Annotated in this window: 24 protein-coding genes, 1 tRNA gene and 1 other RNA gene; 8 read left to right on the top strand and 18 right to left on the bottom strand. The window is 56.9% G+C overall.

What is annotated here, in order from left to right; translation table 11 throughout:
* Positions 1-12: 12 nt before the first annotated feature.
* The 9 genes from murF to WC859_05315 form a co-directional block, all read right to left on the bottom strand.
* On the bottom strand, positions 13-1,443 hold the full coding sequence (murF, locus tag WC859_05355; protein ID MFA5975576.1) for a UDP-N-acetylmuramoyl-tripeptide--D-alanyl-D-alanine ligase: 1,431 nt from the start codon (positions 1,441-1,443) through the stop codon (positions 13-15).
* Positions 1,440-2,927: a UDP-N-acetylmuramoyl-L-alanyl-D-glutamate--2,6-diaminopimelate ligase gene (locus WC859_05350; GenBank protein ID MFA5975575.1), complete on the bottom strand. Its 1,488-nt coding sequence runs from the start codon at positions 2,925-2,927 to the stop codon at positions 1,440-1,442. The genes murF and WC859_05350 overlap by 4 nt, the downstream gene beginning before the upstream one ends.
* A 1-nt stretch (position 2,928) precedes the next feature.
* The gene (locus tag WC859_05345; protein MFA5975574.1) at positions 2,929-4,659 is read right to left on the bottom strand and encodes a penicillin-binding protein 2; all 1,731 of its coding nucleotides are present in this window, start codon (positions 4,657-4,659) and stop codon (positions 2,929-2,931) included.
* Positions 4,656-4,943: a hypothetical protein gene (locus tag WC859_05340; GenBank protein MFA5975573.1), complete on the bottom strand. Its 288-nt coding sequence runs from the start codon at positions 4,941-4,943 to the stop codon at positions 4,656-4,658. Before WC859_05340 ends, WC859_05345 begins: the two co-directional genes overlap by 4 nt.
* A complete protein-coding gene (rsmH, locus tag WC859_05335; protein ID MFA5975572.1) occupies positions 4,940-5,899 on the bottom strand; it encodes a 16S rRNA (cytosine(1402)-N(4))-methyltransferase RsmH in 960 nt (319 codons plus the stop codon). Before rsmH ends, WC859_05340 begins: the two co-directional genes overlap by 4 nt.
* A gap of 11 nt (positions 5,900-5,910) precedes the next feature.
* Positions 5,911-6,345 carry a division/cell wall cluster transcriptional repressor MraZ gene (gene mraZ, locus WC859_05330; protein ID MFA5975571.1) on the bottom strand — a complete coding sequence of 145 codons (435 nt, stop codon included), beginning with the start codon at positions 6,343-6,345 and terminating at the stop codon, positions 5,911-5,913.
* A 148-nt stretch (positions 6,346-6,493) separates the two neighbouring features.
* An RNA gene (gene rnpB / locus WC859_05325) (RNase P RNA component class A) lies at positions 6,494-7,033 on the bottom strand.
* Positions 7,034-7,219: 186 nt separating this feature from the next.
* Positions 7,220-7,969, bottom strand: coding sequence for a C4-type zinc ribbon domain-containing protein (locus WC859_05320; GenBank protein ID MFA5975570.1), 750 nt, complete (start codon positions 7,967-7,969; stop codon positions 7,220-7,222).
* Positions 7,970-7,976: 7 nt separating this feature from the next.
* A tRNA-Val gene (locus tag WC859_05315) sits at positions 7,977-8,051 on the bottom strand.
* A 142-nt stretch (positions 8,052-8,193) separates the two neighbouring features.
* Between WC859_05315 and WC859_05310 the strand changes: the two genes are divergently transcribed.
* The gene (locus tag WC859_05310; protein MFA5975569.1) at positions 8,194-9,138 is read left to right on the top strand and encodes an IS30 family transposase; all 945 of its coding nucleotides are present in this window, start codon (positions 8,194-8,196) and stop codon (positions 9,136-9,138) included.
* 182 nt (positions 9,139-9,320) lie between these two features.
* On the opposite strand, the gene WC859_05305 is transcribed toward WC859_05310, so the two are convergent.
* Positions 9,321-9,821: a transposase gene (locus WC859_05305; GenBank protein MFA5975568.1), complete on the bottom strand. Its 501-nt coding sequence runs from the start codon at positions 9,819-9,821 to the stop codon at positions 9,321-9,323.
* Between the two features lie 116 nt (positions 9,822-9,937).
* Here WC859_05305 and murQ point away from each other — a divergent pair, with 116 nt between their 5' ends.
* On the top strand, positions 9,938-10,852 hold the full coding sequence (gene murQ / locus WC859_05300) for an N-acetylmuramic acid 6-phosphate etherase (GenBank protein ID MFA5975567.1): 915 nt from the start codon (positions 9,938-9,940) through the stop codon (positions 10,850-10,852).
* Entirely contained in the window at positions 10,842-11,303 is a 462-nt protein-coding gene (locus tag WC859_05295; GenBank protein ID MFA5975566.1) for a cyclic nucleotide-binding domain-containing protein, read from the top strand. The genes murQ and WC859_05295 overlap by 11 nt, the downstream gene beginning before the upstream one ends.
* Here the strand turns inward: WC859_05295 and WC859_05290 are convergent.
* From WC859_05290 to WC859_05280, 3 genes are read right to left on the bottom strand one after another with little or no spacing between them, the layout of a single operon-like run.
* The gene (locus WC859_05290) at positions 11,281-12,783 is read right to left on the bottom strand and encodes a sodium/solute symporter (GenBank protein MFA5975565.1); all 1,503 of its coding nucleotides are present in this window, start codon (positions 12,781-12,783) and stop codon (positions 11,281-11,283) included. The two genes, WC859_05295 and WC859_05290, sit on opposite strands and share 23 nt — an antisense overlap.
* A gap of 18 nt (positions 12,784-12,801) precedes the next feature.
* Positions 12,802-13,644 (bottom strand): hypothetical protein, encoded by an 843-nt coding sequence (locus tag WC859_05285; protein ID MFA5975564.1) that lies wholly within the window; start codon positions 13,642-13,644, stop codon positions 12,802-12,804.
* Entirely contained in the window at positions 13,644-14,411 is a 768-nt protein-coding gene (locus WC859_05280; protein MFA5975563.1) for a L,D-transpeptidase, read from the bottom strand. The genes WC859_05285 and WC859_05280 overlap by 1 nt, the downstream gene beginning before the upstream one ends.
* A gap of 34 nt (positions 14,412-14,445) precedes the next feature.
* On the opposite strand from WC859_05280, the gene WC859_05275 reads away from it, so the two are divergent.
* From WC859_05275 to queG, 5 genes are all read left to right on the top strand, one after another.
* Positions 14,446-15,972 (top strand): HEAT repeat domain-containing protein, encoded by a 1,527-nt coding sequence (locus WC859_05275; protein ID MFA5975562.1) that lies wholly within the window; start codon positions 14,446-14,448, stop codon positions 15,970-15,972.
* Positions 15,969-16,760 (top strand): hypothetical protein, encoded by a 792-nt coding sequence (locus WC859_05270; protein ID MFA5975561.1) that lies wholly within the window; start codon positions 15,969-15,971, stop codon positions 16,758-16,760. The genes WC859_05275 and WC859_05270 overlap by 4 nt, the downstream gene beginning before the upstream one ends.
* Before the next feature lie 213 nt (positions 16,761-16,973).
* Complete coding sequence (locus WC859_05265) at positions 16,974-18,197, top strand: DUF1343 domain-containing protein (protein MFA5975560.1); 1,224 nt, start codon at positions 16,974-16,976, stop codon at positions 18,195-18,197.
* 120 nt (positions 18,198-18,317) lie between these two features.
* Positions 18,318-18,914: an MBL fold metallo-hydrolase gene (locus WC859_05260; protein ID MFA5975559.1), complete on the top strand. Its 597-nt coding sequence runs from the start codon at positions 18,318-18,320 to the stop codon at positions 18,912-18,914.
* 123 nt (positions 18,915-19,037) lie between these two features.
* Complete coding sequence (queG, locus tag WC859_05255; GenBank protein ID MFA5975558.1) at positions 19,038-20,159, top strand: tRNA epoxyqueuosine(34) reductase QueG; 1,122 nt, start codon at positions 19,038-19,040, stop codon at positions 20,157-20,159.
* On the opposite strand, the gene WC859_05250 is transcribed toward queG, so the two are convergent.
* The 5 genes from WC859_05250 to gcvPB all read right to left on the bottom strand — a co-directional run bounded on the left by WC859_05250 (position 20,104) and on the right by gcvPB (position 26,484).
* Positions 20,104-22,590, bottom strand: a complete 2,487-nt coding sequence (locus WC859_05250) for an alpha-amylase family glycosyl hydrolase (GenBank protein MFA5975557.1) — start codon at positions 22,588-22,590, stop codon at positions 20,104-20,106. The two genes, queG and WC859_05250, sit on opposite strands and share 56 nt — an antisense overlap.
* Positions 22,577-22,771, bottom strand: a complete 195-nt coding sequence (locus tag WC859_05245; GenBank protein ID MFA5975556.1) for a hypothetical protein — start codon at positions 22,769-22,771, stop codon at positions 22,577-22,579. The genes WC859_05250 and WC859_05245 overlap by 14 nt, the downstream gene beginning before the upstream one ends.
* Positions 22,772-22,850: 79 nt before the next feature.
* Positions 22,851-24,269: a tetratricopeptide repeat protein gene (locus WC859_05240; protein ID MFA5975555.1), complete on the bottom strand. Its 1,419-nt coding sequence runs from the start codon at positions 24,267-24,269 to the stop codon at positions 22,851-22,853.
* Positions 24,266-24,823, bottom strand: a complete 558-nt coding sequence (locus WC859_05235) for a hypothetical protein (GenBank protein ID MFA5975554.1) — start codon at positions 24,821-24,823, stop codon at positions 24,266-24,268. Before WC859_05235 ends, WC859_05240 begins: the two co-directional genes overlap by 4 nt.
* Positions 24,824-24,999: 176 nt before the next feature.
* Positions 25,000-26,484: an aminomethyl-transferring glycine dehydrogenase subunit GcvPB gene (gene gcvPB, locus WC859_05230; GenBank protein MFA5975553.1), complete on the bottom strand. Its 1,485-nt coding sequence runs from the start codon at positions 26,482-26,484 to the stop codon at positions 25,000-25,002.
* Positions 26,485-26,487 lie beyond the last annotated feature (3 nt).

Below are 26,487 nucleotides of genomic sequence, written 5' to 3'. Positions count from 1 at the left end.
GAGTCGTTAACATCATGATGGACCCCCGACAGAGACACTCGGGGGTGATGGCTTCACCGAATCGGATAATAAAGGCTCGATCACCTTTTCCAGTTGCATGCTACGGGAAGCCTTGAACAAAACAGCCGGCCGCTCATGTTCCAGCGACCGTTGAAGCGCTTCGATAAGATAACGTTTTTTCCGGAAGCGATCAACCGCCATTCGCGTTCCTGCGGATCGTAAGGCGGATTCAATAAACCGCGTGTCGCGCCCGTAGAGCCAGACCCGCTCCAGCGGCTGCAGCGCGAGCCAGTGTCCCAGCTCTTCATGTTCCTGCCGGGCCAGGACGCCGAGTTCCCGCATGTCGCCCAGCACGACCCAGCGTTTGCGGTCCGAATAGGTTTCGCAAAAGCTGGCGATCGACGCCCGCATCGACGAAGGATTAGCGTTGTAAGCATCATTCACCAACAGGCTACCGTTGGGTTGTTCATGGACCTGCAAGCGCATAGCAGCGGCTTTGAACGACGCCAATCCGGTCAGGATATCCGCCGGAGGAATGCCCAACGCATGCGCGGTGGCCGCGGCGGCCAGCGCATTGAGAACCTGAATCGTTGCGGAGGTCTGCAGCGTGACCGGGTAAGGTTCTCCTTCCAGCACGAGTGTTAAGCGAAGCGGGGTGCCCGGAACGACCGCTTCGGCGCGCACCTGCGCGTTCAAATCCTTGCCGTAGGTGATGACTCTCCCAGGGAGTTGCGTGGCCAGGGGTTTTAAGAGAGGGTCATCCAAATTCACAATACGGATCCCGTCTGCCGGCAGCCGGTCATAGAGCAGTCGATTCTCGGCCAGAACGCCCTCCGGCGACCCCAAAAAGGCCAGATGATCTTTGCCGACATTGGTGATCAGCCCGACGCGCGGAAGAGCCGCCTCCACCAGCACCGCCATGTCGCCCTTTCTTGAGGTTCCCATTTCAATGACCGCAAAACGATGGTCCGGCTCCAACTCCGTCAACATGAGGGGCAGGCCGATATGGTTGTTGAGATTGCCGCGCGTGGCCAGCGTTTTGCCGGAGCGCCGGAGAATGGCGGCCAGCATCTCTTTGGTCGTGGTTTTGCCGTTGCTGCCGGTCACCCCGATGACGGTTGCCGGTGTTTGTTGCCGGACAAAACGTCCCCACTGCTGGAGTGCCTTGAGCGTATCCGGGACTTGAATCAGATCCGGAATATGCATCGGCCGGAAATCGGCCCGCGCATCCAGCGTCTGAATGACCAGAAGCGAAGCCCCCCGGTCCGCGGCCGTGCGCAGATAGTCGTGCCCGTCAAAGTGAGGACCTTGCAGCGCAATAAACGTCTGGCCGGAGCGTAGGGTGCGGCTGTCAATCGAAACCGGTCCTACCGGCTGATCCGGCGTTCCGGAGATCAGGGACCCGCTTGTGGCCGAGAGAAATTGACGGAGGGTGAGCGTCACGATGACTGGGAAGCGCCCGAAAGGATTCGTCGGACGACCTCGCGATCGTCAAACGGAATGGAGCGTGTTCCGATAATCTGATAATGTTCATGGCCTTTTCCGGCGATCAGCAGGATGTCTCCGGGCCGTGCCAGACGGATGGCCTGGGCAATCGCCTCTTCGCGGTCAAGGATAATCTGATACCGGGCCGAAGGCTTTCGGCGCAGTCCCACCTCCACATCGAGCGCGATGCGACCCGGGTCTTCGCTGCGCGGATTATCCGACGTCACGATCACTTCATCGCTGAGTTCGGCCGCCGCTTCCCCCATCAGAGGCCGCTTGGTGCGGTCACGGTCTCCCCCGCAGCCAAAAACAGTAATCAGTCGTTTGGGATTCAAGCGTTTGAGGGTGGCCATCACTTTTCGCAGGGCATCTTCGGTATGCGCATAATCCACGACAACCGTAAACGGTTGTCCGGCCAGGATTCGCTCCACCCGGCCCGGAACACCAGGCACGTTTTGAAGACCCGTCTGGATCGCCGGGGCCGGAAGATCGAGCGCACAAGCCGCGCCCACCGTCGCCAGCGCATTCATGACGTTGTACTCTCCCAATAACGGAAGTTTCACCTGAAACGTTCCCTTCGGACTGTGGACCTCAAAGCGGCTCCCGTTTGCGTCGGATGAAAGGCGCTGGGCAAAAATATCCGCCGGCCCGTTGAGGCGGTAGCGCAAGATTGGAACGCGGGACGCCTCCGCCATGCGGCTGGCCTGAGGATCATCAAAATTGATGACCGCGCGCTTGGGTGTCGATTTGGGCGATTGCGGATTCAGGGAGGCAAACAGCCTGGTTTTGGCTGACCCATACTCCTCCATGGTTCGATGGTAATCGAGATGATCCTGGGTGAGGTTTGTGAAGACAGCTACGTCAAAATCAACCCCTTCAACTCGGCCCATGGAAAGCGCATGCGACGAAACTTCCATGACGCACGCCTGCGCGCCGGCCTCGGCGATGCGAGCCAGGAAGCGCTGAACCTCACTGGCAAACGGGGTCGTGTTCGGCGCCGGGATCAGGTCTTTTCCAAAGCGGTAATTGATGGTCCCCATGACTCCGGTTTTCCATCCGGCGGCCTGAAAGACGGATTCCAAAAGATACGTGATCGTGGTTTTGCCGTTGGTCCCGGTGATGCCGACCATTTTCAGCCGGCGAGAGGGATCATCCCAGAAACGAATCGAGAGGGGACTCAGCGCGGCCAGCGCATCCGGCACCCGGATCCATGGGACGGCGGCGGAAAGGGGTTCCTGATCGCTGACAATGGCACGGGCACCGGCGGCGATCGCCGCCGGGATAAAACGGTTACCGTCTTCATGCGCCCCTCGGATGGCCACAAAGAGAGACCCCGGCTTCACCTGGCGGGAATCAAAAACAATGTCGTCGATCAGGATATCGGTTTTCCCGCTCACGCGGGCAGGCAAATGGTCAATGATGGAGGAGAGGGTTTTTGACATCTTACATCCGGATAATCGTTCGAGAGATCAGGAGGGGACCGGAGTGAGTGTTCGGAAAATGGAGGGTGGAGGCCGCATTCCTCATGATGCGGGAGAAGAGAGGTGCCGCTTCCGACCCCCCCCAGTAACCGTTCTGTGGTTCATCGAGGAAAACACCAATCACAATCCGGGGATGCTCGGCCGGAGCAAAACCACAGAACGAAGCCAGATACCGGCTGGAGGAATACTGACGGGTCAGGGGATCGATTTTCTGAGCGGTGCCGGTCTTTCCAGCAACGGGCAGACCGGCCACCTGGGCCGCTTTTCCGGTGCCGTTGGCGACAACTTCCTGGAGAATCTGGCGCATCGTTTGGGCCGTCTTGGTTGAAATCACCCGGCGGACCGGTTGATTCGCCTGCCACTCCTGATACGTTCCATCATCGTCGACGAATCCTTTATAGAGACGCGGCTCAAGCAGGGTGCCGCCATTGGCGATGACGCAGTAGGCATTGACCATCTGCAGCGGCGTCACGCCAACCTCTTGGCCGAATGAAATGGTTCCCAGGCTCGAGGGCCGCCACTGGGAGGGTTGTCTCAAAATACCGACGCCATCTCCAGGCAAACCGCAGCCGCTGGGCATCCCGAAGCCGAAAGCGCGTGCGTACCGGTACAGATCCGTCTGGCCGAGACGCATCGCGACCTTGGCTGTGCCGATATTGGAGGAGTGGCTGATGACTTCTGTAAAGGTCAGCCAGCCCTCTTTTTCGTGGTCATGAATGAGGCGGCCTGGAATCTGCCAGGAACCGTTTTCGCAAAAGAAGTTGTCGTGCAAAGCGACTTTCCTCTCCTCGAGCGCGGCCGCCGCGGTCACGATTTTGAAGGTGGAGCCCGGCTCAATAATTTTCTCAACGGCAGGATTGGACAACAGTTCCGGACTCTCCTGCTGTGCGCTCCCCGGTACGCCCCATTGGTTTGGATTAAAGGAAGGCGCTGTGGCCATGGCCAAAATCTCACCGGTTTGCGGGTCTTCGATGATCACCGTCCCGCTCTTCGGACGGGAGAGCTGCATTTGAACCGCCAGTTCCTGCTCGACGATCGTCTGCAGCTGGCGATCCAGCGTCAGCACGATCGAGCGCGGCGTCAGGTCGCTGGGATCGGCGAGCGGATGCGCCGGACGCTTGGCGAGGGTCCATTGCTTGAACAAAAAGGGTGTGGACCGGCCGCTGAGCCAGCCGTTGACCACCAATTCCACACCCGAGAGTCCTTCTTGCTCATCGCCTACCACTCCGATGGTCTGCGAAGCCAGAGTGTCTTCGGGATAAAAGCGTTTCTGTTCGGGAGCCACCGATATTCCCGGACGATGCAGGTTCTGCAGGTGCTGAACCGTTTCCGGATCCAGCCGGCGCGCCAGCCAGACGAAACGGCGCTTCTGAGTCAATTTTCCCAGGAGAACATTGGACGGGATGTGGAGTATGGGAGAGAGGAGACGCGCGGTTTCATCCGCCCGCATCACCCGCCGGGGGTCCGCGTAACAAGCGCCTCCCTGGATGCTCATCGCCAGCACCACGCCGGATCGATCCAGAATGGCGCCGCGCGGCAAACGATCGTCCACGTGCTGACGCGCGTGTTCCCGATTCGCCCTTTGAAGAAGGGCGGCATGGCAGTACAGCTGCAAATAGCCCAAACGGGTCACAATCAGGACGAAGGCGGCCAGTGACAAAACGCTTGCGACCCACAACCGGCGGATCCTCATGGCTTTTGAATTCCAATGACGTGTTTACTTTCCAGCGGGATCATGCCAAATTTCTGGCGGGCCAGGGCCTCCAGATGGGTCGGAGACATCCATTGGAAGATCTGGTTCTGCAATTTGCCATTCTCGTAGGTGATGCGGTCCACTTCATTGTGCAGGAGTACGGTTTTTCGCGCCAGGACATTGGCTTCCACATGTTCCCAGACGGTCAAAAACATCGCGACAAAAATGGCGCAGCCGATCTTGATCCAAAAGATCATTTCGCGATTGGCTTGTTTGGATCTCATCGTTTTTCTAAAAGACGCAGCCGGGCACTCCGCGCGCGCGGATTCCCGGCGATTTCGTCGGCGGTCGATTGAATGGCCTTGCGGGGGATAAGCCTGGCCCACGGTTTTTTGCCGCAAACGCACTGCGGAACCTGCGGCGGGCAAATGCATCCCTTGGCCGCTTGTTGAAAAGCGCGTTTCACCAGCCGGTCCTCGAGGGAATGAAACGAAATAACGGCCACCCGGCCGCCCGGAACCAGAACATTTTCCATCTGTCCTAACAGGTCCTTCAGATTTTCCAGTTCATGGTTCACGGCGATTCGCAGGGCCTGAAAACAGCGCGTCGAAGGATCAATTCGTCCGCCCCGCGCAGGGGCGTTCGATCGGATAAACTCGGCCACTTTCCAGGCATCGTTTTCCAACGCGCCTTTGGACAGCGCTGCTTTGAGGAGGGATGCGATCCGGCGCGACTGCTTTTCCTCCCCATAGGTCCGGAAGAGCCGGGCCAGTTCTTCCTCGGAAGACTGGCGCAAGACATCCCAGGCGGTTTGGGTCAGCTCACGGGACATCCGCATATCTAAAGGGCCGGGCCGCAGGAAACTGAATCCGCGCTGAGCATCCTCGAGCTGAAGCGACGAAAGCCCCAGATCGAGTAAAAGGCCGTCGATTCCCGACGGAGAAAGGACCGGCAGCCGCGCCGGCAGGTCGGCGAAATTGGATTGAATCGACTGGAAACGTTCCCCGAAACGGCTGAGCCGTTCCTCTGCGGTCGAAAGCGCCAGTGTGTCCCAATCCATCCCGACAATCCGCATGTCGGGATAGCGTTCGAGTAAGGCTTCCGTGTGACCGCCGGCGCCCAGCGTCCCGTCAATCACAAGGGCCGGGCGCCCGAAATCAAACGCCTTCACGACCTCGGCGGCTAACACCGGCACATGTCCCCAGCGCCGGTGGGTGGATGAAACAGGCGAATCAGTCATCGTGGCTATTATCATAACTCCAAATGGGGTGCGGCCTTCTCAAAACTCCGGCGGGCTTTCTGACGATACGACTGCCAGCGCTCCTTCGCCCAGATCTCCACGTGATGCAGCACCCCGATCACGACGGCGTCGCGTTTGATCCCGGCATAGTCTTTCAAGAGTTGCGGGAGCAGAATCCGTCCCTGCGAGTCCACGTTCGCTTCGCAAGCCGCGGAAAGGAGGGTGCGCTTAAAGGCCCGTTCTTCCACTTTGTTGGCCAGCGGCAGGTGATCCAGTTTGGCGGCCAGACGCTCCCAGGCGGACGGCGGAAACAGAAACAGGCAGCGTTCCAGTCCTTGCGTCATGATAAACGTCGAAGCGGCATTTTTGCCGCGAAAACGCGCCGGCAGAAAAAGCCGGTTCTTGTCATCCACGCCGTGTTCGTACTGGCCCAGAAAAAGCGACATTCTACTTTCCTCCACTTTGCTCCACCGTGCACCAGTATACCCCTCTCGTCAAAACCTGTCAAGAGAATAAAATTATTATTTATCGACGGTAAATAGACATTTTTCATAAAAGAAAACCCCCTCCGGAAAACCGGAGAGGGTCTCTTCCTGAAAGCCGCATTCTATACACCGAATTCTGTCCCCCACCACCCAAAGGATGATAGGGTGAGCGCCATTCCTCTTGGCGATGCTCCTGAGGTTTATCGAGGCGGGCCGCCTCTCCCTCGGTTCGCCCGCCACACATCGGGCGGGCGTCCGCCCAGTTATGTGGCGGACGATCTTGCTCCGAGTGGGGTTTGCCGTGCGTTGCCAGTCACCTGGCAACCGGTAAGCTCTTACCTCACCGTTTCACCCTTACCTGAAGGACAATCCGTTGGATATGTAGGGGCGCACCGATGTGCGCCCATGATCCATTGAATTTCATGACATTCAAAGGATGGGCGGACAGCGGTCCGCCCCTACAACCCCAAGGAATTGCCCTCCAGGCGGTTTATTTTCTGTGGCACTTTCCATCATCCAGTACAGTCCCATGCATTCGAACTGTCTTAGACGTCCGGCCTTCGCTCGTTAGAGCACCGACCGGCACCCTGCCCATTGGAGTTCGGACTTTCCTCCCCGTTAGGGGCAGAGCAGAAATCAGAAAACAGATAGCAGAAAGAACAAGGAAGCCTGTATTAATAAAACCGATTCCTTTTCTCTCTGCCTCCTGATCTCTGCTCTCTGATCTGCCCCAACAGGGCGGCGCTCCAAATGCGACTTTCAAAGAACCATGCTGAGCGAGCCGCCAGCGGTAAACGGCAAGCTTGCGCAACGACAAAATCTATTTGGATGTTCCTTACTTGCTGTTGGCGGCTTGCTGCTCGCTGTCTGTCGGCGCAGGGGCTTCTTCGAGAAAGACGATGCGGGAACAGTGTTCGCAGCTCATGAGCTTTTGGCCGCGACGGACTTCGTTGATCAAATTTTGAGAAACCTTCATATGACAACCCGAGCATTGTTCCTTGAGAATCGGCACAACCGCTGCACCCGCCCGGTTTTTGCGCAGACGTTCATATGGTTCCACGAGTTTCTTAGCCAGAGCCGCACCCGCCTGCTCCCGCTCCGTCTGTTGAGCGGAAACGTGTTCGGCAAGCTGTTTTTGTCTGGCTTCCAGTTCGCTGATCTGGCGCTGCAAATCCGTCTCAACAGTCTTCGCGGAAATTTCCTTTTCCTTCCACGCCCGATGGGCCTGGTCGGTCTGATCCATAATCTGAAGAATCAAATCCTCGAGAGCGGATTTATCAGTTTTCGCTTTCTCAATTTCCCCTAAAAGCGCCCGGTAGGCGTCATTGGTCTTGACGGCGTTCAAATCCGTGGAGTGCTTTCGGATCGCGCTTTCCTGCGCCTCCAGATCCAACTCCTTTTGTTTGCGAGACAACTGGAGCTGTATCACTTCTTTCTTAGCGTTTTCCAGAACCGTCTTGTTGGACTGGATCTCGGCTTGAAGGGCCAGAACTTTTGCCGGAATCGCCGCGGCTTCGGCGCGCAGCCGGTCCAGTTCCAAATCCTGTTGTTGAAGCGCTAAGAGATGCTTAATAGAGTCATTCATAATTAAATGGTGGGCTGTGAGGGATTCGAACCCACGGCTTCCATCGTGTGAGGATGGCACTCTACCGCTGAGTTAACAGCCCATAAATATTCAGCGCGTATATAATAGCAAACTGAGCCCTCCGTCAGACAAGGTTTCAATTACCCCGAAGTTCCATATGCTAGTGCAACACAGTGACGGTATGAAGGCCTGGCCTACAATGGGCAGGTATGACCTACACACATATGTCTGATAAAGAACGAGATCATCTGGCTGTCTATCGAAGTCGTGGCCTGACTCTGCGACAGATCGCCAGTCGTCTGAACCGCTCCATCGGGACCTTGTCCCGCGAACTCAAGCGTAACCGGTCGATAAGAGGTTACTTCGCTGGGCATGCCCACGATCAATCGCAAGTTCGCCTGCGGACCGGCCACAAGCGCATGCGCCTGAAAAGCCATGTCTTACGCCATGAGGTCGAGCAGATGCTCAACAAAGGCTGGTCTCCCGAACTGATTGCCGGTCGCATCACCAAGCATCGCAAGGATCTGGCCTCCATCGGATACGAAGCCATTTATCAGTGGATCTACAGCGAACGTCCCGACCTCATCGGATGCCTCGTCCGGGCCCATCCCAAACGCTGGCCCAGGCGCTACCGTCCCTATCGTCGCTATAGCAGCATCCCTGGACGCGTGCCCCTTCTCGAGCGTCCGGAGGCCGCCAATACCCGCTCCGAAGCCGGTCATTGGGAGACCGATCTGATCGTGGGTCCAGGGCAACCCGCGCTCCAAGTCCTGGTCGAACGTCAAACCCGCTACAGCAAACTGCGAGTCATCCCCAATAGAACCGCCCCAGCTTCTCGCGCCGCACTCACTGGTCTTTTCACGAGCGTTCCCGCTCACCTCCGGCTCAGCATTACCTACGACAATGGCCTGGAAAACTTTGAACACGCCGTGCTCAATGATGACTTCGCCATGTCTTCGTATTTCTGTCAGCCTTACCACAGCTGGGAAAAGGGAACCGTCGAAAACACCAATGGCTTGATTCGTCGGTTTGTCCCGAAACGGACAAAACTCGATTCCATCACGCCTGAGCGTTTTCAACAGATCGAACATTGGCTCAATGATCGTCCCAGAAAATGTCTTAAATTCCGAACCTCAGGGGAGGCCTTCAATGCCCTCTGTTGCACTTAATGGTGGAATTCGCCGGAGTCCGGGGTTTGACACTTTCCGAGACGTCCTCCGCCCCCTGCCGCTTTTTGCCCGAAAGGTGACTGTCACAACGGAGGAAATTAAGCGGTTTGTTGGGGCAGAGTGAATTTGGTTGGGGCCAGGCCGCGCGGGAAGGTGAGTTATTTGTCGCCGTGGAGAAAATTCTATTTTTCCTTTTCCCAATTCTTCGGGTTGTCCTTGATGTATTCTCGAATGCGGTTTAAATCGTTCTCATCGCTGACGATGTGTTCGTAATAATTGCGTTGCCATATGTTTTTTCGATATTGATGTGTTGTCCATGATTTGAATCGTCGAACAATCGAGGGCAACGAAATCGCGGCGGTAGGGGCAGGGCACCGTCCCTGCCCGAAATCATGATTTAACCCGCCATCAAGATCCGGTCCAATGACGATAATCGCATGCAGATGATCGGGCATCACAACAAATTCATCCAGGGAGATACGCGGGGCATACATGGTGATTCCGCGCCAGGCTAGATTGATCATTTCGCCCACGGGTGATAATTGCATCTCCTCGTTCTTGACGATTCCAAACAGGTTTAAATGATCCCGTGTGCACATCGTGACGTAATGAATGCCTTGTGACGTGTAATCGTATCCCGGCAATCGGATGGATTGGCGGTTGGGGACGAACACGTTTGACATATTGTTTTCCTCCAATGACGGGCGGGGTCGGTGCCCCGCCCCTACATGTTGGATGGATTTGGTATGCAAAATATTCATTGCCTGCCTTTCCGATGACAGACGTTGGCGAAATTGGTATGCTGAAAACCGTGAACAAACGAATTGATTACGCCAAAATTTCGACGGAGACGGTGAATCCGCGTTCTAAAAAGCTAGACGCGCTTTCCGCGCTTGGAATTGTAGAACTAATGAACCGGGAAGACCGGCAGGTGCTTCAGGCGGTGTCGCAAGCCAGGCTAAACATCGCGAGCGCCGTGAATCTGATCGTGCGAAGCCTCGGCTTCGGCGGCCGGCTTTTTTTGGTTGGGGCCGGAACGAGCGGCCGCCTGGGTGTGATCGAAGCCGCGGAGTGTCCTCCGACGTTTAATACATCCCCAAATCTGGTGCAGGCCATCATGGCGGGTGGTCGGTCCGCTGTGTTCCGGTCCAAAGAGGGCGCGGAAGACTCGGAATCGGCTGCTGCAGCGGCTGTCCGGCGAGCTGTCCGTAAAGGCGATGTTGTGGTCGGTATTGCGGCCAGCGGCGTAACCCCGTTCGTCCGTTCCGCCCTGCAGACCGCCCGGCAGAGGAAAGCGCGGACCATTCTCGTCACCTGCAATAAACACTCGGTGAATGCTGCAGCGGATATCCGCATCCTTCTGAATACAGGCCCCGAAGTGTTGACCGGTTCCACCCGGTTGAAAGCCGGTTCCGCCTGTAAAATGACGCTCAATATTTTGACGACCGCCTGCATGGTTCGTTTGGGAAAGGTCTATCGGAACTACATGGTGGATCTTCAGCCAAAATCGAAGAAGCTGGTGGCGCGGGGCATTCGTTTTTTGAAGCTTCTGGGGAGAGTTTCTGACGCGCGCGCCAAACGACTCTTTCAAGAGGCCCGCGGCCAGGTCAAAGTCGGCATCCTGATGTCGCGTGGTCATTTAACTCGTCCTCAGGCGCTGCAGCGGTTAGCCAAAACAAAAGGATTTTTAGGAAAGGCCCTGAGTGAGTCTTAAGCCTGAACAGCAGCTGCGCGCTATCGAGGTTCTTAAGAACCTGACGTTATTCGCGGGTTGTTCATTGGAATCTCTGCAGTCGCTGGCCGCCAAACTCGACGCACGGGAGTTCCTTAAAGGAAAAGTCATTATGATGGACCAGGAGATTAATAAGACGCTGTACATCCTGGCCAAAGGCAGCGTCGGGGTTTGGAAGCGTATTCAGAATGAAAAGAAGCGGTTGGTCCTTCTGGAAGCTCCGACTGTTTTCGGAGAACGTTCCATGTTTGAAGAGTCGCCGGCATCGGCGATGATCAAGGCGGAAACGGATTGCTCCACGTACCTGCTCGATCGCAGCCATTTCAGCGAAGTCGCCAAACAATTCGCCGACATGGCCACTCAGGTTCAAAAAAACATGGAGATCGTTCGCGCCCTGCGCGGCGCCCCGCCTACGTCTCCTTCTCCATCGTAGGGCCCAGGATATAACCGATCAGGAAGGTTCCGGCGGTTCCGATCAGAACCAGCCATGTCCAGCCGAGCGGAAAAATCCCTTTCTCTGAGAGTGTCAGCAGTCCCATATTGATCACCGCCATCAGAGTCATGCCAACGACGTTGGCCCGGTTGCTCCGTCGTGTGGTGAGAAGACCCAATAAAAAGACCCCCAGCAGTGAACCAAACGTGATCCCGCCGATCTTGAACGCCAGCCAGAGAATTTTCTGGAAAAAACTAAACGCGTAGGCAATCAGGGCCAGAAGCACCGCAAAGAGCGCCACGCTGATTCGCGATACCCGCAGGTAGTGTCTCTCATCGGCTGACGCATGAACCAGCGGCCGGTAGATGTCGGTCACAAAAGAAGCGGTCAAGGAGGTCAGGGGGGAGTCAATGCTGGCCATGACGATCGCAGAGAGCAGCAGACCGCGCAGGACCGCCGGCATCGAATGGCCGACAAAATGAGGCAGGATGGCATCCAATTTATCTGGAAGTGGAAGTGACGGATTCTGCGCGTAAAACGTATAGAGACATGCGCCGACAACGAGGTAAATGGACAGCACAAAGAATGACACGAAGGGAGTCAGAATCAGGGTCTTCTGGCTTTCCCGCCGTGTCTCAACGGTGAGGAGCCGCTGCATCAGTTCCTGGTCGGTCCCGAAGGCCGCCATGGAGCCGAAGAATCCGTTCAAGACAGCGATCCAGATGATGTTCGGATCAGAAATTAATTTGCTCCAGAAATGCGGGTCAGCCGGAGAAGGTCCCCAATTGAAGATCTGCAGATGGCCGGCCGCCCCGGCGATGGCCATGACCCCGTGCCATCCACCGGAAATGTGCAGCAATAAGTAAACAATCGCGGCGATGCCGGCCAGAATGAAAACACCCGCCTGCAGGACCCCTGTCCAGACCACGGATCGGATTCCTCCGTAAATGATATAGACCACGCTGATCAGCGTAAAAAGTAGAATGGCCGGCATAATTTTCCAGCCCAGGAGCACCGAGACCGCCAGAGAGGCCGCCATCAGGCGGACGCCGGAGCCGAGCAACCGCGTCACAAAAAAGAAAAGGGTGGCGGTGTATTGGGTGGCCGGCCCGAAGCGATGCTTGAGAAATTCGTAAATCGTGACACAGTTAAACTGGTAAAAGGCGGGGATAAAGTAATACGCGATAGCCGCGCGTGCGGCAAAGGAGCCGATGAAGAACTGGGCGTATTCCCAGTTTTCCATATAGGCTGTTGCCGGAACGGAAATGATTGTGACGGCGCTGACTTCGGTCGCGACGAAGGAAAGGCAGGCGGCCCACCCCGGGATTTTTCGGCGGGCCAGGAAGAAATCCTGGGTATTCGTCTGACCTCCGCCGACCCAATAACTGAGGCCCACCAACAGAATCAGAAGGCCCAAGAGGACGATCCCGTCCGGCCAGGTCAGATTCGTCCGTCCGAGAAACCAATTCGTCAGTTCCATCGGCCGTCCGGTAGCATGTTAATGGGGTGGGGTATTCGCCGCGATAGCGGATTTGAGAAGAATTTTTGTGCCGATAAAACTGTGCTGGTAGAGCCGGCGTGCGGCATCCAGGTTCAAGCCCAGGCAGATGTGGGGAAATTTCTCGTGGTCCTGCTCATTGAGCGGTGGACCGTGAAGAATCAGTTTGCTGTTGGTAAAAATGACGTACTGTCCGAGCGCGTTGCTCCGGATAGACGTTCCGACCTGGGGCGGATTGTACTGAAGTTGGCCGTTGACCTGCTCTGAATGCCCGCGTTCGGGGTTGGCGAAGCGTTCTTTGGAAATAATCCGCACAAAAGCCGGTAACACGACGCTGGTGCTGGAGACCGCAACCGTTTGGCCGGTGGCCGGAGCAACGAGCGTGTTTTCAACAGGGAAAGCCCGCGGCGGGAGGTAATCAATCGGATAGCTTTCCAGGGGTTGTTCTCCCTGCATCAGAAATACGCGCTGCAGCGCCGGATCGACGGTCAGGTAGGTGGTGATGATCTCCAATTGCTTCTCCAGAAGCCGGCGTTCTTCCTGCAGAGAAAGCCCTGTTTCAAAAAGCGTTTTCCGGTTGAGCGCCTGATCTGAAAAACCGGCCTTCAGCTGCGCCACGTCCCGGATTTTCAGCTCCCACAGCGACCGGTCCCTGTCCAGCGTTTGGGCGAGCGGTTCCACCTGGCGGGAGAGTTCATCGAATGCCATCCGTTCAGCCGCCACCTGCCGGTCCAACCATTGACGAAAGCCGGACAACCCTCCCAGAATCAGGAGAGCGACAAGCAAAATAGGCCAAAACCGGGTGGGTTCCTGGAGCCGATAAAAGAAGCGGTTGAAATTCATTAGTAGATGTAAACGCGTACGCCGCGCGGCACGGTTTCGTAAAGCCGTTTTAAGTCTTCCGCTCCCAGGCGGACGCAGCCGTGAGAGACGGATCGGCCGAGTAACGCCTCGTTCTTCGTTCCGTGGATGAGATACCCGTCGCCCAGATTCAAAACGTAAGCGCCCAATTCCCCTTCGACCTGTCGTTTGAGGTCATCAGGAGGGGGGATGATTTCACCGTTTTCGACAAACGCCCAGTCCGGTTTGGTCCAGATCGGTTTTTCGATTTTACCCAGGATCTCAAACTGTCCGCGCGGGGTGACAAACTCCCACCGCCGGCCGGTGACCTTATCCTTCAAAAACCCGCCGCGACCCACGGAACAGTCCGCTTGCCAGAGCAGTCCAAGTCCCTTTTTGACATAGAGTTTGTTGGCGCGGGTGTCGACCAGGATATGAAGATCGTCATGAATTCGCCTTCCGATTTTGACGCGCAGGGTGTTGACTTCATCGGCGATGGCCCGCTGCGTGCGGACGAACCCTTTTTCCTGAGGGATGACATCGATCAGTTTCTGGAGAAACGTGATTTCATCGGATTGATCCCGAATGCCGCGGGTCAGACGGATGACTTCGCCGGCATTCTCCTGGAGAAGCCGGGTCACCCTTTCAACGCGTTCGTGCGTGCTCCACCAGGCCGCGATCTGCCGGGCGATGAGAACGGTTTCATAACCGAAAGCCAGAAGCCAGAGAATGGCCAGAAGGGTCCAGATTTTGGAGGAGTCCAGTCGCATGAGGTCTCTCACTGAAATTGTATGATAGCAATCCATGAGAAGATTTCATGTTCAAACTTTATTTTTGATTGGTTTTTGCGGGTCCGTTCTGGCGGCTTCCTTTAATGCGGCGGGATGGCGTGAGCGGTTGCTGTCGGGTAATTCCGATACTGAAAACCAGGCGCTGAGCGAGATCGAGCGGTTGTCTTTGGATGAAAGGAAACAGCTGGCGCTGGCTTTGGCCCAGCCGTTGAATAAGGATGCGGTTTCCGCGCGCCAGGCCGCGGGGGTGCTTTCCCGCCTGGGGCCGGCAGCGGAAGGCGTGGTTTTTGATCTCGTCGAAGCCCTGCGCTATGACGACCCCGCTGTTTATCCCATGGTTTCCGAAGCCCTTATCAAGATAGGGCCTGGCGCGGTCAAACCGCTCCAGAAAGCGTTGGGGGATTCGAACTTCTTCGTGCGTCAGCGGTCCGCTGAAATCCTGGGGCGTTTGGGGCCAAACGCCAAGCGAGCGGCCCCCACTCTGGTGGATTTGCTGAAAGATGCCCAGCCGGACGTCCGCACGGCAGCGGAAATTACGTTAATCCAGCTGGGCGCTGACGCGGTGCCGGCCCTTTCGGAGGCGCTTCGCCGGGAACCGGAAGCGCATCGAAAAATTCTGATTGTCACGTTAGGAAAGTGCGGGCCGGAGGCGGTTTCCCCGCTTCTCCTGGAGTTGAAGCGCGACGAGAGCGTGTTTTTGCGGGCAGATGCGGCCACGGCTCTCAGCCAAATCCAACCGCTCCCGGCGACTGTGATCCCAGCTCTTCTGGCGGCTCTGGATGATCTGGATGAAGGGGTGCGATCGGCGGCGATCGATGCGCTCGGGCAGCTCGCGTCCGGAGCCAAAGCCGCTTTGGGTCCGCTCGTCATGATCGAACGCAACGATAAAGAAGCGGTCGTTCGGGCGAAAGCGGACCGGGCCCTGGCTCAAATCGGAAAGGGCAGCCCGGAATCGATGCCCGGATTTATCCGGGCCCTGCATGAAACGGATGAAAACGTACGGCAGGACATCATCGCTCTTTTGGGTCAGTCGGATATCCCCATCCAGGAAGCGATGCCGGTCCTTGAGAATTCAATCCGAGATACCAGCCCCGCTGTCCGTCTTCGGGTGGTCGAGGCCGCCGGCCTTCTTTCCAAGTCGTCGGATGCCGGACTGGCCATCTTGAAGGTGGCTTTAGGCGATCCGCAGCCGGACATTCGTGCGGCAGCGATCAAAAGCCTGGGCGCCATGCGTGAAGCGCCGGGTGCGGCGGCCGCGGAATTAGCCGTTGTTTTGAAGGATCCCAACCCCGCGCTTCGGCAGAAGGCGATTCAAGCTCTGGGGGAACTGGGATTACCCGGCCTTCCCGGACTGGTTCAGGAGCTGAATGATCCTTACACCGTTTTGAGCGAAGAAGCGGCCAAGGCCATCCTCACCATCGGGCCGGAGGCGCTCCCCGCGCTTCAGCCGCTGGCGGAAGGAACGGATCCTGTCATGTCCAAACGGGCGAAGGAGCTGATTCAAAAGATTCATCGACGTTCCCGGCCGCAGGCTTCATGAAGGCCATCTTACTGGCCGACCCGCACGCTCTCGATTTCTCCAAGGTTGCTCAAGCCCTCTCAAAAATCCGCCGGATCCCGTTGGCCGATGCGGCTCAACAGGCCCGCACGCAGTGGGGTCTCATCATAGAGGCTGTCGATGAGGGTGTGGCTGTTGAGTGGGAAAATCAATTTACTACGCTGGGAGTGGTTGTTCGGATGGTCAATCCCTCTCAAGTGGTCTCGCCGCCGTCTGCTGTTTCTGTTTCACAGCTGGTCCTTTCCAAAGACCATCTCACCGTAACGCCGGCCGGGGGCCACGCCTTGGATATTCCGATGAAAGACCTCTGGCTGCTCGGGGCGTGCGTGTTCGAGGAGGATTCCACAACCACCGTGACCCGCCAGGAGGGGCCCAGCATCGGGCAGCGCGTGGCCAGCGCCGGAGTTTTTCTGGCCACAGGCCTTCCCCTATCCATCGGTCCCAAAAAACAAACCGTTGAGACGAAGCAGCATCATTCGGAAACGCATGTCTATCTGGATTTGATAACCCGTTTGCCCGACGCTCGCTATCGCCTGGATGGGCGGCAATTGGATTATTCCATCCTGGGCGATCGGAAACAGTACCACGCGATGGGGAATTTCAGGCAGCTTCTCCAGGTCATCTCCCAAAGCGCTTCGGACGCCTGGCGCAATCGAGGCGCGGACATTTTGTTGGCCAACCGTTCGCTGGCTGAGATGAGCTATCGATCCTTATCCGATCTGGACCATGAGCTTCGCTGGCTGCTCACGCTCCGAAGCCTGCCGACCTAACCGGAAACATTTTGTTGACGTCACCCCCGAGGTCACCTTACGTCGTCACCCCGAGCGCCTTTGTGATCGTCACCCCCGAGTGTCTCTGTCGGGGGTCCAAGCAGCCGTTACGTCCATGTCTGGATCCCCCGCCAGAGTCCGCGGGGGATGACGGCAGAGATAAATCCATTCGAAGAATTCGGACGAACCGAAGCTTCGGGTTATAATAGACTCGTGCGCACGATCGTTGTCATCACTATCGCTTCTCTGACCTTCCTGATGGGTTCCTCTCCTGCTGCCGCGGCGCCGGTTGAAAAAACCCCCGTCCTTTTCGGTATCGATAATCTGAAAAATCAACAATTTGCTCCTTTGAAGGGGAAGCAGGTGGGGCTCATTACCAACCAGACCGGTGTGTCGTCCCGGGGGCCAAGCACCGCCGACCTGTTAGCCAAAGTGCCCGGCGTGAAATTGATTGCGCTGTTCTCTCCTGAGCATGGGATTCGCGGCACGAGCGAACATGGCCAGCCGATCGGGGATACCGTTGACCCGAAAATCCATCTTCCCGTCTACAGCCTTTATGGGGCGACCCAGCGTCCGCTTCCGGAGATGCTCAATGCGATGGATGTTCTGATTTTCGATATGCAGGATGTGGGGGTTCGCTATTACACGTATCTCGCCACGATGGGAATGGCGATGGAGGCCGTGGCCAAACGCGGGATAACCTTTATGGTGCTGGACCGCCCGAACCCGTTGGGAGGCGCCATCGTCGAAGGACAAGTCCTGGATCCGCGCATCCGCCATTTCACCGCTTACTACAGTATTCCCGTGCGCCATGGCTTTACCGCGGGGGAGCTGGCCGGGTGGTATAACAAAACAGCTAATTTGAATGCCAACCTTCAAGTGATTCCGGTCACGGGTTGGAAACGGGAAGAACCATGGTCTGAAACCGGGTTGACATTCATTCCTCCATCGCCCAATATTCAAAATCCCGTTGCCGCGCTCCTCTACAGCGGGATCGGCATGTTTGAAGCGACGAACGTTTCAGTTGGTCGCGGGACGGACACGCCTTTTGAGCATATCGGGGCGCCCTGGATGAACGGCAAACTCCTGGCCGAGCGCCTGAATCAATTGAAGCTGCCGGGGGTGACATTTCTCCCGACGATTTTCTCACCAGAGAAGGATCTCTATGAAAGTCGCTTGTGTTCCGGGGTGCGCATCGTCGTGATCGATCCGCAGCAGGTGCGGCCCGTCGACCTGTTTGCCCAGATCGCGTGCCTCCTGCGGGAATTGTCTCCCAAAGACTTTCAGTTGCGATGGCTGGAAGTCGCCCGGGTGACCGGATCACAGGATTTCGAGCATCTCTACCAGCAGAACAGGCCGGCGGCGGAGATCCTGGAGGTCTTCCATAAAAGTGCCGAGCAATTTCTGTCCGACCGAAAAGCGTTTTTGCTGTATTAAACCCGTATGTCATCCCCGGCAGTCACTGGCCGGGGATCCAATCATCTCGTTTGAATGATAGATTCCCCGCCAGAGACCGCGGGGAATGACGACAAGGTACGGCTTGTCAGAAGGGTGATTATGTCTCTCTACCTGAAACAACTCCTGTTGGGACCGATGGAAAATTTCGTTTACCTGGCCGGCGATCCGGAGACGCACGAAGCCGCTGTCGTGGATCCGGCATGGGATGTTCCGGCTATTCTGCAGCAGGCCAAACAGGACGGTTATCGGATTACCTACATCTTGTTGACACACGGGCATTTTGATCACGTGAACGGGGTGGACGAACTTGTCGTGCAGACCCATGCCACGGTTGTCGCGAACACCACCCGGGAGGTGATCGTTGGGAAAATTCGTATTCAAGCGATCCCGACTCCGGGGCACACAAAGGATTCGCGGTGCTGGTGGATCGATCGTCGCCACGGAAATGAGCCGATTCTCTTGACCGGTGATACGCTGTTTGTGGGGACCATCGGGCGTTGCGATCTTCCTGATTCAAATCCACGCGATATGTATGAAAGCCTCACCCGGCTGAAAAAAATGGATGAGGCGACCCTCCTTTATCCCGGCCATGACTACGGTGCCGTACCCAGCCGGACACTCGGTGAGGAAAAGAACAAAAACCCTTTTCTACGGGCGCGAACTCTCGATGACTTCCTGACGATGGTCCGGCATTAATTGAGGTCGTCACCCCCGAGTGTCTCTGTCGGGGGTCTATCATCGCTGAAACAGCTCCATAGATTCCCCGCCAGTGATCGCGGGGAATGACGAACGGTATGTTTTCAGGAGGGATTCAGGTTCATGTCTTCTCTTAAAGACCAACTCATGGCCTATGCCCGGTCTCTTGGATTTGACCGGATGGGAGTGACCTCCGCGGCATCTCTCGAGAATGCCGGCGCGTATCTGGAACGCTGGATCTCGGAGGGCAAGGCGGGAACCATGCGCTATCTGGAGCGTAATCCGCGCCGACGGGCTCGTCCGTCAGACCATTTACCCGGGGCCAAAAGCGTTATTGTTCTGGCGATGGATTATTATTCGGGCAATGACATCTCACGGGAGGGAAAGATCTCCCGTTACGCGTGGGGAAAGGACTATCACCCCATTATGCAGAAACGCTTGGACAGTTTGGCGCGTTACGTGTGCGCGATGGTCCCCGGGGCGGAGTGCCGCACCAGCGTGGATACCGGACCGCTGCTGGAGCGTGCGCTGGCTCAGCGGGCGGGGCTGGGTTTTATCGGCAAAAATACGTCGCTCATTACGCGAGGTCTTGGATCCTGGGTGTTCCTGGCGGTGGTCCTGACCACCGTAGATCTTCCCGTGGATGCGCCGGATACGCGATCGTGTGGTAACTGCAGGCGTTGCATCGACGCGTGTCCAACCGAAGCGATTACCTCACCGCATGTGTTGGATGCCCGCCGCTGTATCGCCTATCTGACCATCGAATTGAAGGAATCTCTGGAGCCCGCGCTTCGGGCCCGGATGCAGGGCTGGATTTTCGGTTGTGATATCTGTCAGGAGGTTTGCCCGCAGAACCGCCGAAAAGCAGCGACACAAACGCATTTTTCTCAGACTGGTGGTGTTGAAAGGGTGACTTTAAAAGACCTGCTGGACATTCGGGATGATGAGGCCTTTGAAAAACGCTTCGGGAGCACGTCCCTGAAGAGAGCCCGGCGGCATGGGCTTTTGAGAAACGCTTGTGTGGCGGCTGTTCATCTCCGGCGGTCGGACCTCATCCCGCAATTGCAGAACCTCACGAAGGATCCTCACCCCGTAATTCGCGAAACCGCGGCCTGGGCGCTCAAAAAGGCAGGCCCCGCCGATGAAAGCGGGGCGCAGGGTTGGCGGGCAAAGCGGGTTCGATCTGGCGCTATCGGTTCTCCGGAGAGGTCGCCTCGTGAAGGGCTTGATCCGTCGAGCGGATGAGCGCCGGGCCCAGCAGACGTCTGGCGACGCGCGGCAGCGGCCATTCCTGGTTAAGACCCCGCAGGAGTTGATGGAACTTTTCCTTGGCTTTGTAGGACGTGCGGGGTTCGAAGAGAAAAATGTGCGCGTCATGCGCATTCAGTTCCACGTAAAGTCCTTGATTGATCAGGGCGGCGGCCGGGTAACAGTAGCTGGGTTGTATGGAGGGATGGCGGCGGACGTCCAAGGTTTTTAATTCATAAAAAAGATCGTAGAGCTTGTAAGGAGCGCCGGTTTTCAACTTAAGCCCCGGATTCAGAAACACGCTTCCTTTCTGGTACCGGTTCGATGAATTGATGACGACCAGTGCCTGCATCTCATCATTGGTCCGGGTGTAGGTCACGAAGGCCGGGTTGTTGCTGTAGAGCACGTGCAGGCGCCCGTTGCGGAAAACCGGCAGGGACGTGACTTCCAGAAGACGCGAGTAAAAACTTTGAAGTTTGGTGTTCACGGCTTCCTGGTGGAGTGGAACGACGCGTTGAACCGGCAGGCGTTCCCGTTTGCCTTCCATCTGTCCCTGATGAATGAGTGCGATCCCGGGAAGCGTGCTCAGCATGGTGGCGGCCGCGCGTTGGCGATCTTCGCCGAGTATGTTCATCGCCCGCTCTTCATCGTGATTTTCGAGAAAATGCACGCCTTTCTTCAGGAAGTCAGTTCCCAGGACCCGCAAGAAATTCAACAGGCCTTCGGCGTGACCGGAGTGGAACGTATGACACATGGCTTCGTAGAGCGGTTTGTTGTAGGTGTAGTCAAAGCCCAGATGTTGCAGATGGCCTTCCATGGACCAATACGTTTCAGCGATAAAGACAAAGGACGGGTTAATCCGCTTGACCCGGCGAATGGCCTCGGTCCAGAACTCTTCCGGCATCAGGCGGTTGAAGGTGTCCCAGTTCATCTCCGGGTGCCGGTGGACCTTGATTTGCTCGCGCAGGACCAGCATCGCCATGTCGCAGCGGACCCCGTCGGCGACTTTCGCCCATTGCGAGAGGACATCGATCATCCGGCGGCGCAGGCTGGGTTGTGCGTAATCCAGTTGAGCGGTATCAATCCAGGGGTAAAAGTAGGGATCTTTCCCATAGGCGACCATAATCGTTCGGGGGGCCCGGGTGTTCCCTTGCGGATAGAAAGGCGTCCGGTAGACGAAGTAACCGGGATAGCGGCATTCCAGATCCGAGTCCGGCAGTTGGGCTTCCTCTGTGCTCAAGGTCTGGTGAATAAAATACTCGGGATGGTCATTGAGCCACACGCTGTCGAGTCCCATGTGATTCGGGACAAAATCGAGAATGACTTTCAGTCCCGCGGCATGCGCCCGGTCGATCAACTGAAGGAAATCCTCCTCCGTTCCCAACTCCTCCGAGACCCGGTAGTCGCTGATGGCGAAGGGGGAGCCGGCGTAATCGTTTCCATAGCGGCGTGAAATGTGACGAACTTTGGCGCCAATTTCCCAGATGCCCATGAACCAGATGCTGCTGAATCCGTCGGTTTTGATCGCTTTTAAGTCGGCCAGCGTAATTTTGTTAAACCCTCCGATATGGAGAACCCCCTCGGTGTCCCGTTGGCTTTTCCACGTGCGGCAGTTCATTTCATAGAGAGGTGATAAGTGGGGGAGCGGGAGCCGCCGCCGGCGCGACAGAATCCAAAAAGCTCCAGTCACCCAGACCGCGCCTGCGGAAAGGGCCATGGCGGCCGATCGGGTTATGTGAATGGGATAAAAACGGGTGACGAGCCTGGAAAGCCGGTGATTGTCCGTCGGGACAGGGGTCACACGGACGACCGCCGGTTCGTCCATCTGGACGATGATCGGTTCTTCGGAGGCGGGCGAGGGGGGTGCAGCAGGTTTTGAAGAAACGGCTTCACCGCGTGACGCAAAAGGTCCGGGAACAAAACGGATATTCCGCACGAAAAGGATCGCTGGCTTGTTCCCTTGAGCGGGAGGAAAAACGCTGAATGACAAACGGGCCAGCTTGGTGGGGGACCACCCATCCTGGATGTGCGCCAGTCTCAACCCGTCGGATTGCCAATCGCGGGGGGCCAGGTATTGGCTTATGCGGGCGGCGTCTTCTTCGTTCTCGGATATGCCGACGGCGATCGGCTGCTGATCCACCGTAGCGCGCGTTTCAAACGTCAGGGCGGAGCGCTTCGTGACATCCAATACATCATTAAAAAACAGTTCGACCGAACAGGGTCCGTCCGGCGTGGCCGACAGCGCCAGACTCAGAGTATTATCCGGAGTTCTCGACCACTGCTGTTGATGGCAATGGCCCGAAAACGTAATGCGGCTGAAATCCTGACGTCCGAACGGTTCCGGGGCGGCTTGCACAAGGAGGGGGACAATCCAGAAAAAGGAAACCGCTAAAAGACGATACCCTGTAGCGCGTTTATTGGGTAACACGGCTTCGGTGGTCCTTTCTTTTATCCAGAGGGATCTTTCTTCCGCTATCCCGCACAAAATGCACGAGCGCTTCCTCTACGATGTAGGACAACGAGCGGTTTTCCGTCCTGGCGATTTCTTCCAGCTGTTCCCGCAGCCACTTTTCGCGGTCGCGTGATACGTAAATGTTTAAATGGGACATAAGTGAATCTAATTGACCCTTTCTGATTCCATCAGGTGAGATTGTATTGGAATATATTATACCTGTCAACAAAAAAATATCAGGGTTGTTTGATCGTCGATAAAATGCGAAGCGCGGGCTCGTACGGCGGTTGGCGGTGAGCGAGAATTTTGAGCAGCGAATAAGCCGCCTGCGGGTAGCCGGCCTCGGAATAGGCCCTGGCCAGGATAAAGGTATTGCGCGCGTCTTCCGGGTAGACCGCGCGCACATTTTCAAGAAAGGGGATGGCCTCCAGCGCGCGGCCCTGCTGAAGGAGGGTAATGCCCAGGTTTTGCTGGATCGGGTGAGAGGTCGTGAAATGAAGCGCCCATCGGTACATCTTCTCATCGGTTCCGCGCAGCTCAATGTTCAACCGGGACATCAGCGCCCACGCGATCAGAAGAGGGAAGAACAGCAGACCCATCCATCGGTGAATCCGCTGGTCCCGCCGGTCCCACTGAGCGGCGAAGAAAATCGACAAAGGTAGAAAGACACCGATGGCTCCGGGATACACCCAGTGATCCAGCGTGAAATTACCAGTCATCATGATCGGTGTCTTGGGCAACAGACAGACGATAAACCAGGCCAGACAAAAAAGGCCGGTTTTTCGCCGCTTCCAAATCAGTCCGGCGGCCAAGCCGATGAGCAGTACGAAGAGCGCGGGCCACCAGTGGGTTAGAGAAGGCATCATGCGGTGCGAGTGCAGATTCCAAGGAAAGCCAAGCAGCGTCAGATAGCGTAGAAGAACCTGCGGGAAAGCTTTAAAAAAGAAAATCGACGCCAAGTGGGGATCGATGGCTAAGGCGACAGGGCCAACGGCATGGTGCCTGAGCCACAGATAAACAGGAATAACCGGCAAAAGCCAGAGAATCCGAAGGTATCGTTCCGCCCGCTCCCGGCGCAGCGCAAAGCACAGGACAGCCAGAAGGGGAAGAACCAGGACGCTTTCCTTATATAAGAGACCCATAAAGAAGAGGAAAGAGGCTGTCGTCGCTGAAGGGACGCCTTTTCTAAACAGGACGAGCAGCGTCAGAAGCGTGAAGCATAAACCGAACAACTCAGCCCGGCCGGCCACGATCATCAACTGTTCCACAACGATGGGATGGACAGCGAGCAGGCAGCCCGTTGAGAGCGCCACCAGAGCGGAAAATCCAAACGCGGCAACGAGTTCAGCGGCCAACAGCGCGTTTAGCGCGTGGGTCAGAAGGTTTGTCAGGTGATAGCCGAAGGGACGTAAACCCCAGAGCGTATAATCCACGCGGTTCGTCAGGATCTGAGCTGGACGGTAGTAGGCGTCGCCCTGGCCGCGGAACGCGTCGGTTGTAAAGTCTTCGCGTAGGACCGAAAGCGACCAGTGCGTCATCGATGGATTGGTTTCGATCATCACATGGTCATCCCAGAGAAATCCCAGATGAAGAACCGGCCAAAACGCGGTCAGGGCCAGAACCACGATGACCAACCGATAGCGCCAGCTCATCATGGACGGGATCCGGGGGAAGCGAGACATCGGGTAAAGGCGGATGTCAGCGCAGGCAAAATCGAATGGACCGGATAGCCCTGGATGGATCCCTGGTACAAAAAAGCGTCGCCGCGCCGGCACAACGCGCCGCCGACAACTTTCTTTCCTTTTCTCAGGAGATCAAAGACGACGGGTTCCGTAAAACATTGACGTGACTGAAAAGGAGTTTCTGCGGTTTGGCAATCGTCGCATCGGGCCATTTGGAGGTCGCTGAACGGGGCCAGCGCCTCGCGAATGATGCCGTGGATCCAGGGATAAACCTCCTTGAGCCGTGTTGGAAGCGGCGCATCGCCCTCCCGCCAGCAGAGGGAGACGCAGAGATCCTGGTCGTGAAAAACGATTCCACCGCCTGTTGGCCGTTGGACCGCCTTCCAACCCTGCGGGATCAGGTCACGAATGTGTTCTTGTTTTTGAAGACGTCCGAAGCTGATGGTCGGGGACAACCATTGATAGAAACGAACCGCCGGTGCGGCCCCTTGCTGAAGCTGTTCGAGAGTTTGTTCGTCGTAAGCCATGGTGTCACGGCCCTGCATGGGGGGAGTGGTGAGAATGCGCCATAAGGGGGGCGAGCGCTTTCTAAATTTGTCACCCCGGCAATCCGTAGGCCGGGGTCCATCATTGTCTTTGAGGGCGATGATGGATCCCCCGCCTGTAACCGCGGGGGATGACGTTTGAAAAGGCGGGACCGGCATCATTTGACCCGCATGGGTAATGTTGGCGTCAGATCCGGAGACGGCCTCCATCGCAGATTCGGTTCGCGCGCGGCCTTCACTTCGTCCAGCCGCCGCACCGGGGTCGTGAAGGGAGCATTTTTCAGTTTTTCGGGTTCGCGCTCCGCTTCATCCGCGATCTTGTTCATCGCGTCGACAAAGAGGTCGAGCGTTTGTTTGGACTCGGTTTCGGTCGGTTCGATCATGATGGCTTCATCGACGATCAGTGGGAAGTAGATCGTCGGGGCGTGAAAGCCGTAATCCAGCAGGCGTTTAGCGATATCGAGTGTTTTGATGCCATGCGGCCGCTGCTTGGCCGGCGTCAAAAGGCATTCATGCATGCACGACTCCTCCGCCACCGCCGCCTGATAACGCTTCCGGAGTTTGGCCAGGAGGTAATTGGCGTTCAGGATCGCGCCTTTGCTCATCTCCCGGATCCCGTCGCGGCCCAGACAGCGGATATAAATATACGCGCGCAGAAGCACGAGCGAGTTTCCCTGGAACGCGCGCATCTTTCCGATGGATAAGGGCGAGATTTCTTCAATGGTATAGCCTTGGCCTGTTTTTCGTACGCGGGGGACCGGAAGAAACGGGGTCAGCGTCTGACTGACGCCGATCGGCCCTGAACCCGGGCCGCCGCCTCCATGAGGCGTGGAGAACGTCTTGTGCAGGTTGAGATGCATGATATCGAAACCCAGATCACCCGGCCGCGTGAGCCCGGCGAGGGCGTTCATGTTGGCGCCATCCATATAGAGCAGCGCACCGGCGTTATGAACCATCTGGGCGATTTCCTTAATCTGCGTTTCCACCAGCCCCAGCGTGTTGGGATTGGTCAGCATAAAGACCGCGGTGTCCTGATTCAGCGCGGCTTTCAGGGCGGCCAGATCGACGCGGCCTTTGGGGCCTGACTTGATGTTGACCACCTGGTAGCCGGCGATCATGGCGGAGGCGGGGTTGGTGCCGTGAGCGGAGTCGGGAACAATGACCGTCTTTCGTGCGTTGCCTTTGTATTTGTGATACGCCCTGGCCACGAGCAGGCCGGTGAGCTCGCCGTGCGCTCCGGCGGAGGGCTGAAGCGTAAACTCCGCCATGCCGCAGATCTCGGAGAGCATCCGTTCCAGTTCGTAATACACCTGCAGGAAGCCCTGCACCGTCGAGGTCGGCTGAAGCGGGTGTAAGGCTTTAAATCCGGTAAAATTCGCCACCTGTTCGCAGACTTTGGGGTTATACTTCATCGTGCAGGAGCCTAGTGGGTAGAACTGCGTATCAATGCTGAAGTTCAGTTGAGAAAGCCGCGTGTAGTGACGGACCACATCCAGTTCGCTCACTTCCGGGAGTTGTGCGGATGCTTGACGGATCGCTTCCTTCGGAAGAACATCCGACGGGTTAATGGACGGAACATCCAGCGCCGGGAAAGTGTATCCATGCCGGCCGGGTGTGGTTTTCTCAAAAATGATTGGTTCCATAAC

The sequence above is a fragment of the Elusimicrobiota bacterium genome (assembly GCA_041660185.1).
Classification (GTDB): Bacteria; Elusimicrobiota; Elusimicrobia; order 2-01-FULL-59-12; family 2-01-FULL-59-12; genus JBAZWU01.
The sequence above is the reverse complement of the archived record's forward strand: the minus strand, read 5'-3'. Positions and strand labels throughout refer to the sequence as shown.

Bases quoted from the DNA above. Each gene is read 5' to 3' on its own strand.
- gcvPB (MFA5975553.1), bottom strand. From the start codon at position 26,484: ATGGAACCAATCATTTTTGAGAAAACCACACCCGGCCGGCATGGATAC.
- WC859_05290 (MFA5975565.1), bottom strand. From the start codon at position 12,783: ATGGAACTGACGAATTGGTTTCTCGGACGGACGAATCTGACCTGGCCG.
- queG (MFA5975558.1), top strand. From the start codon at position 19,038: ATGTCTTCTCTTAAAGACCAACTCATGGCCTATGCCCGGTCTCTTGGA.
- WC859_05270 (MFA5975561.1), top strand. From the start codon at position 15,969: ATGAAGGCCATCTTACTGGCCGACCCGCACGCTCTCGATTTCTCCAAG.
- rsmH (MFA5975572.1), bottom strand. From the start codon at position 5,899: ATGACTGATTCGCCTGTTTCATCCACCCACCGGCGCTGGGGACATGTG.
- WC859_05345 (MFA5975574.1), bottom strand. From the start codon at position 4,659: ATGAGGATCCGCCGGTTGTGGGTCGCAAGCGTTTTGTCACTGGCCGCC.
- WC859_05260 (MFA5975559.1), top strand. From the start codon at position 18,318: ATGTCTCTCTACCTGAAACAACTCCTGTTGGGACCGATGGAAAATTTC.
- WC859_05240 (MFA5975555.1), bottom strand. From the start codon at position 24,269: ATGATGAGCTGGCGCTATCGGTTGGTCATCGTGGTTCTGGCCCTGACC.
- murQ (MFA5975567.1), top strand. From the start codon at position 9,938: ATGCTGAAAACCGTGAACAAACGAATTGATTACGCCAAAATTTCGACG.
- WC859_05275 (MFA5975562.1), top strand. From the start codon at position 14,446: ATGAGAAGATTTCATGTTCAAACTTTATTTTTGATTGGTTTTTGCGGG.
- WC859_05280 (MFA5975563.1), bottom strand. From the start codon at position 14,411: ATGCGACTGGACTCCTCCAAAATCTGGACCCTTCTGGCCATTCTCTGG.
- WC859_05305 (MFA5975568.1), bottom strand. From the start codon at position 9,821: ATGTCAAACGTGTTCGTCCCCAACCGCCAATCCATCCGATTGCCGGGA.
- WC859_05350 (MFA5975575.1), bottom strand. From the start codon at position 2,927: ATGTCAAAAACCCTCTCCTCCATCATTGACCATTTGCCTGCCCGCGTG.
- mraZ (MFA5975571.1), bottom strand. From the start codon at position 6,345: ATGTCGCTTTTTCTGGGCCAGTACGAACACGGCGTGGATGACAAGAAC.
- WC859_05340 (MFA5975573.1), bottom strand. From the start codon at position 4,943: ATGAGATCCAAACAAGCCAATCGCGAAATGATCTTTTGGATCAAGATC.
- WC859_05320 (MFA5975570.1), bottom strand. From the start codon at position 7,969: ATGAATGACTCTATTAAGCATCTCTTAGCGCTTCAACAACAGGATTTG.
- WC859_05245 (MFA5975556.1), bottom strand. From the start codon at position 22,771: ATGTCCCATTTAAACATTTACGTATCACGCGACCGCGAAAAGTGGCTG.
- WC859_05285 (MFA5975564.1), bottom strand. From the start codon at position 13,644: ATGAATTTCAACCGCTTCTTTTATCGGCTCCAGGAACCCACCCGGTTT.
- WC859_05310 (MFA5975569.1), top strand. From the start codon at position 8,194: ATGTCTGATAAAGAACGAGATCATCTGGCTGTCTATCGAAGTCGTGGC.
- WC859_05235 (MFA5975554.1), bottom strand. From the start codon at position 24,823: ATGGCTTACGACGAACAAACTCTCGAACAGCTTCAGCAAGGGGCCGCA.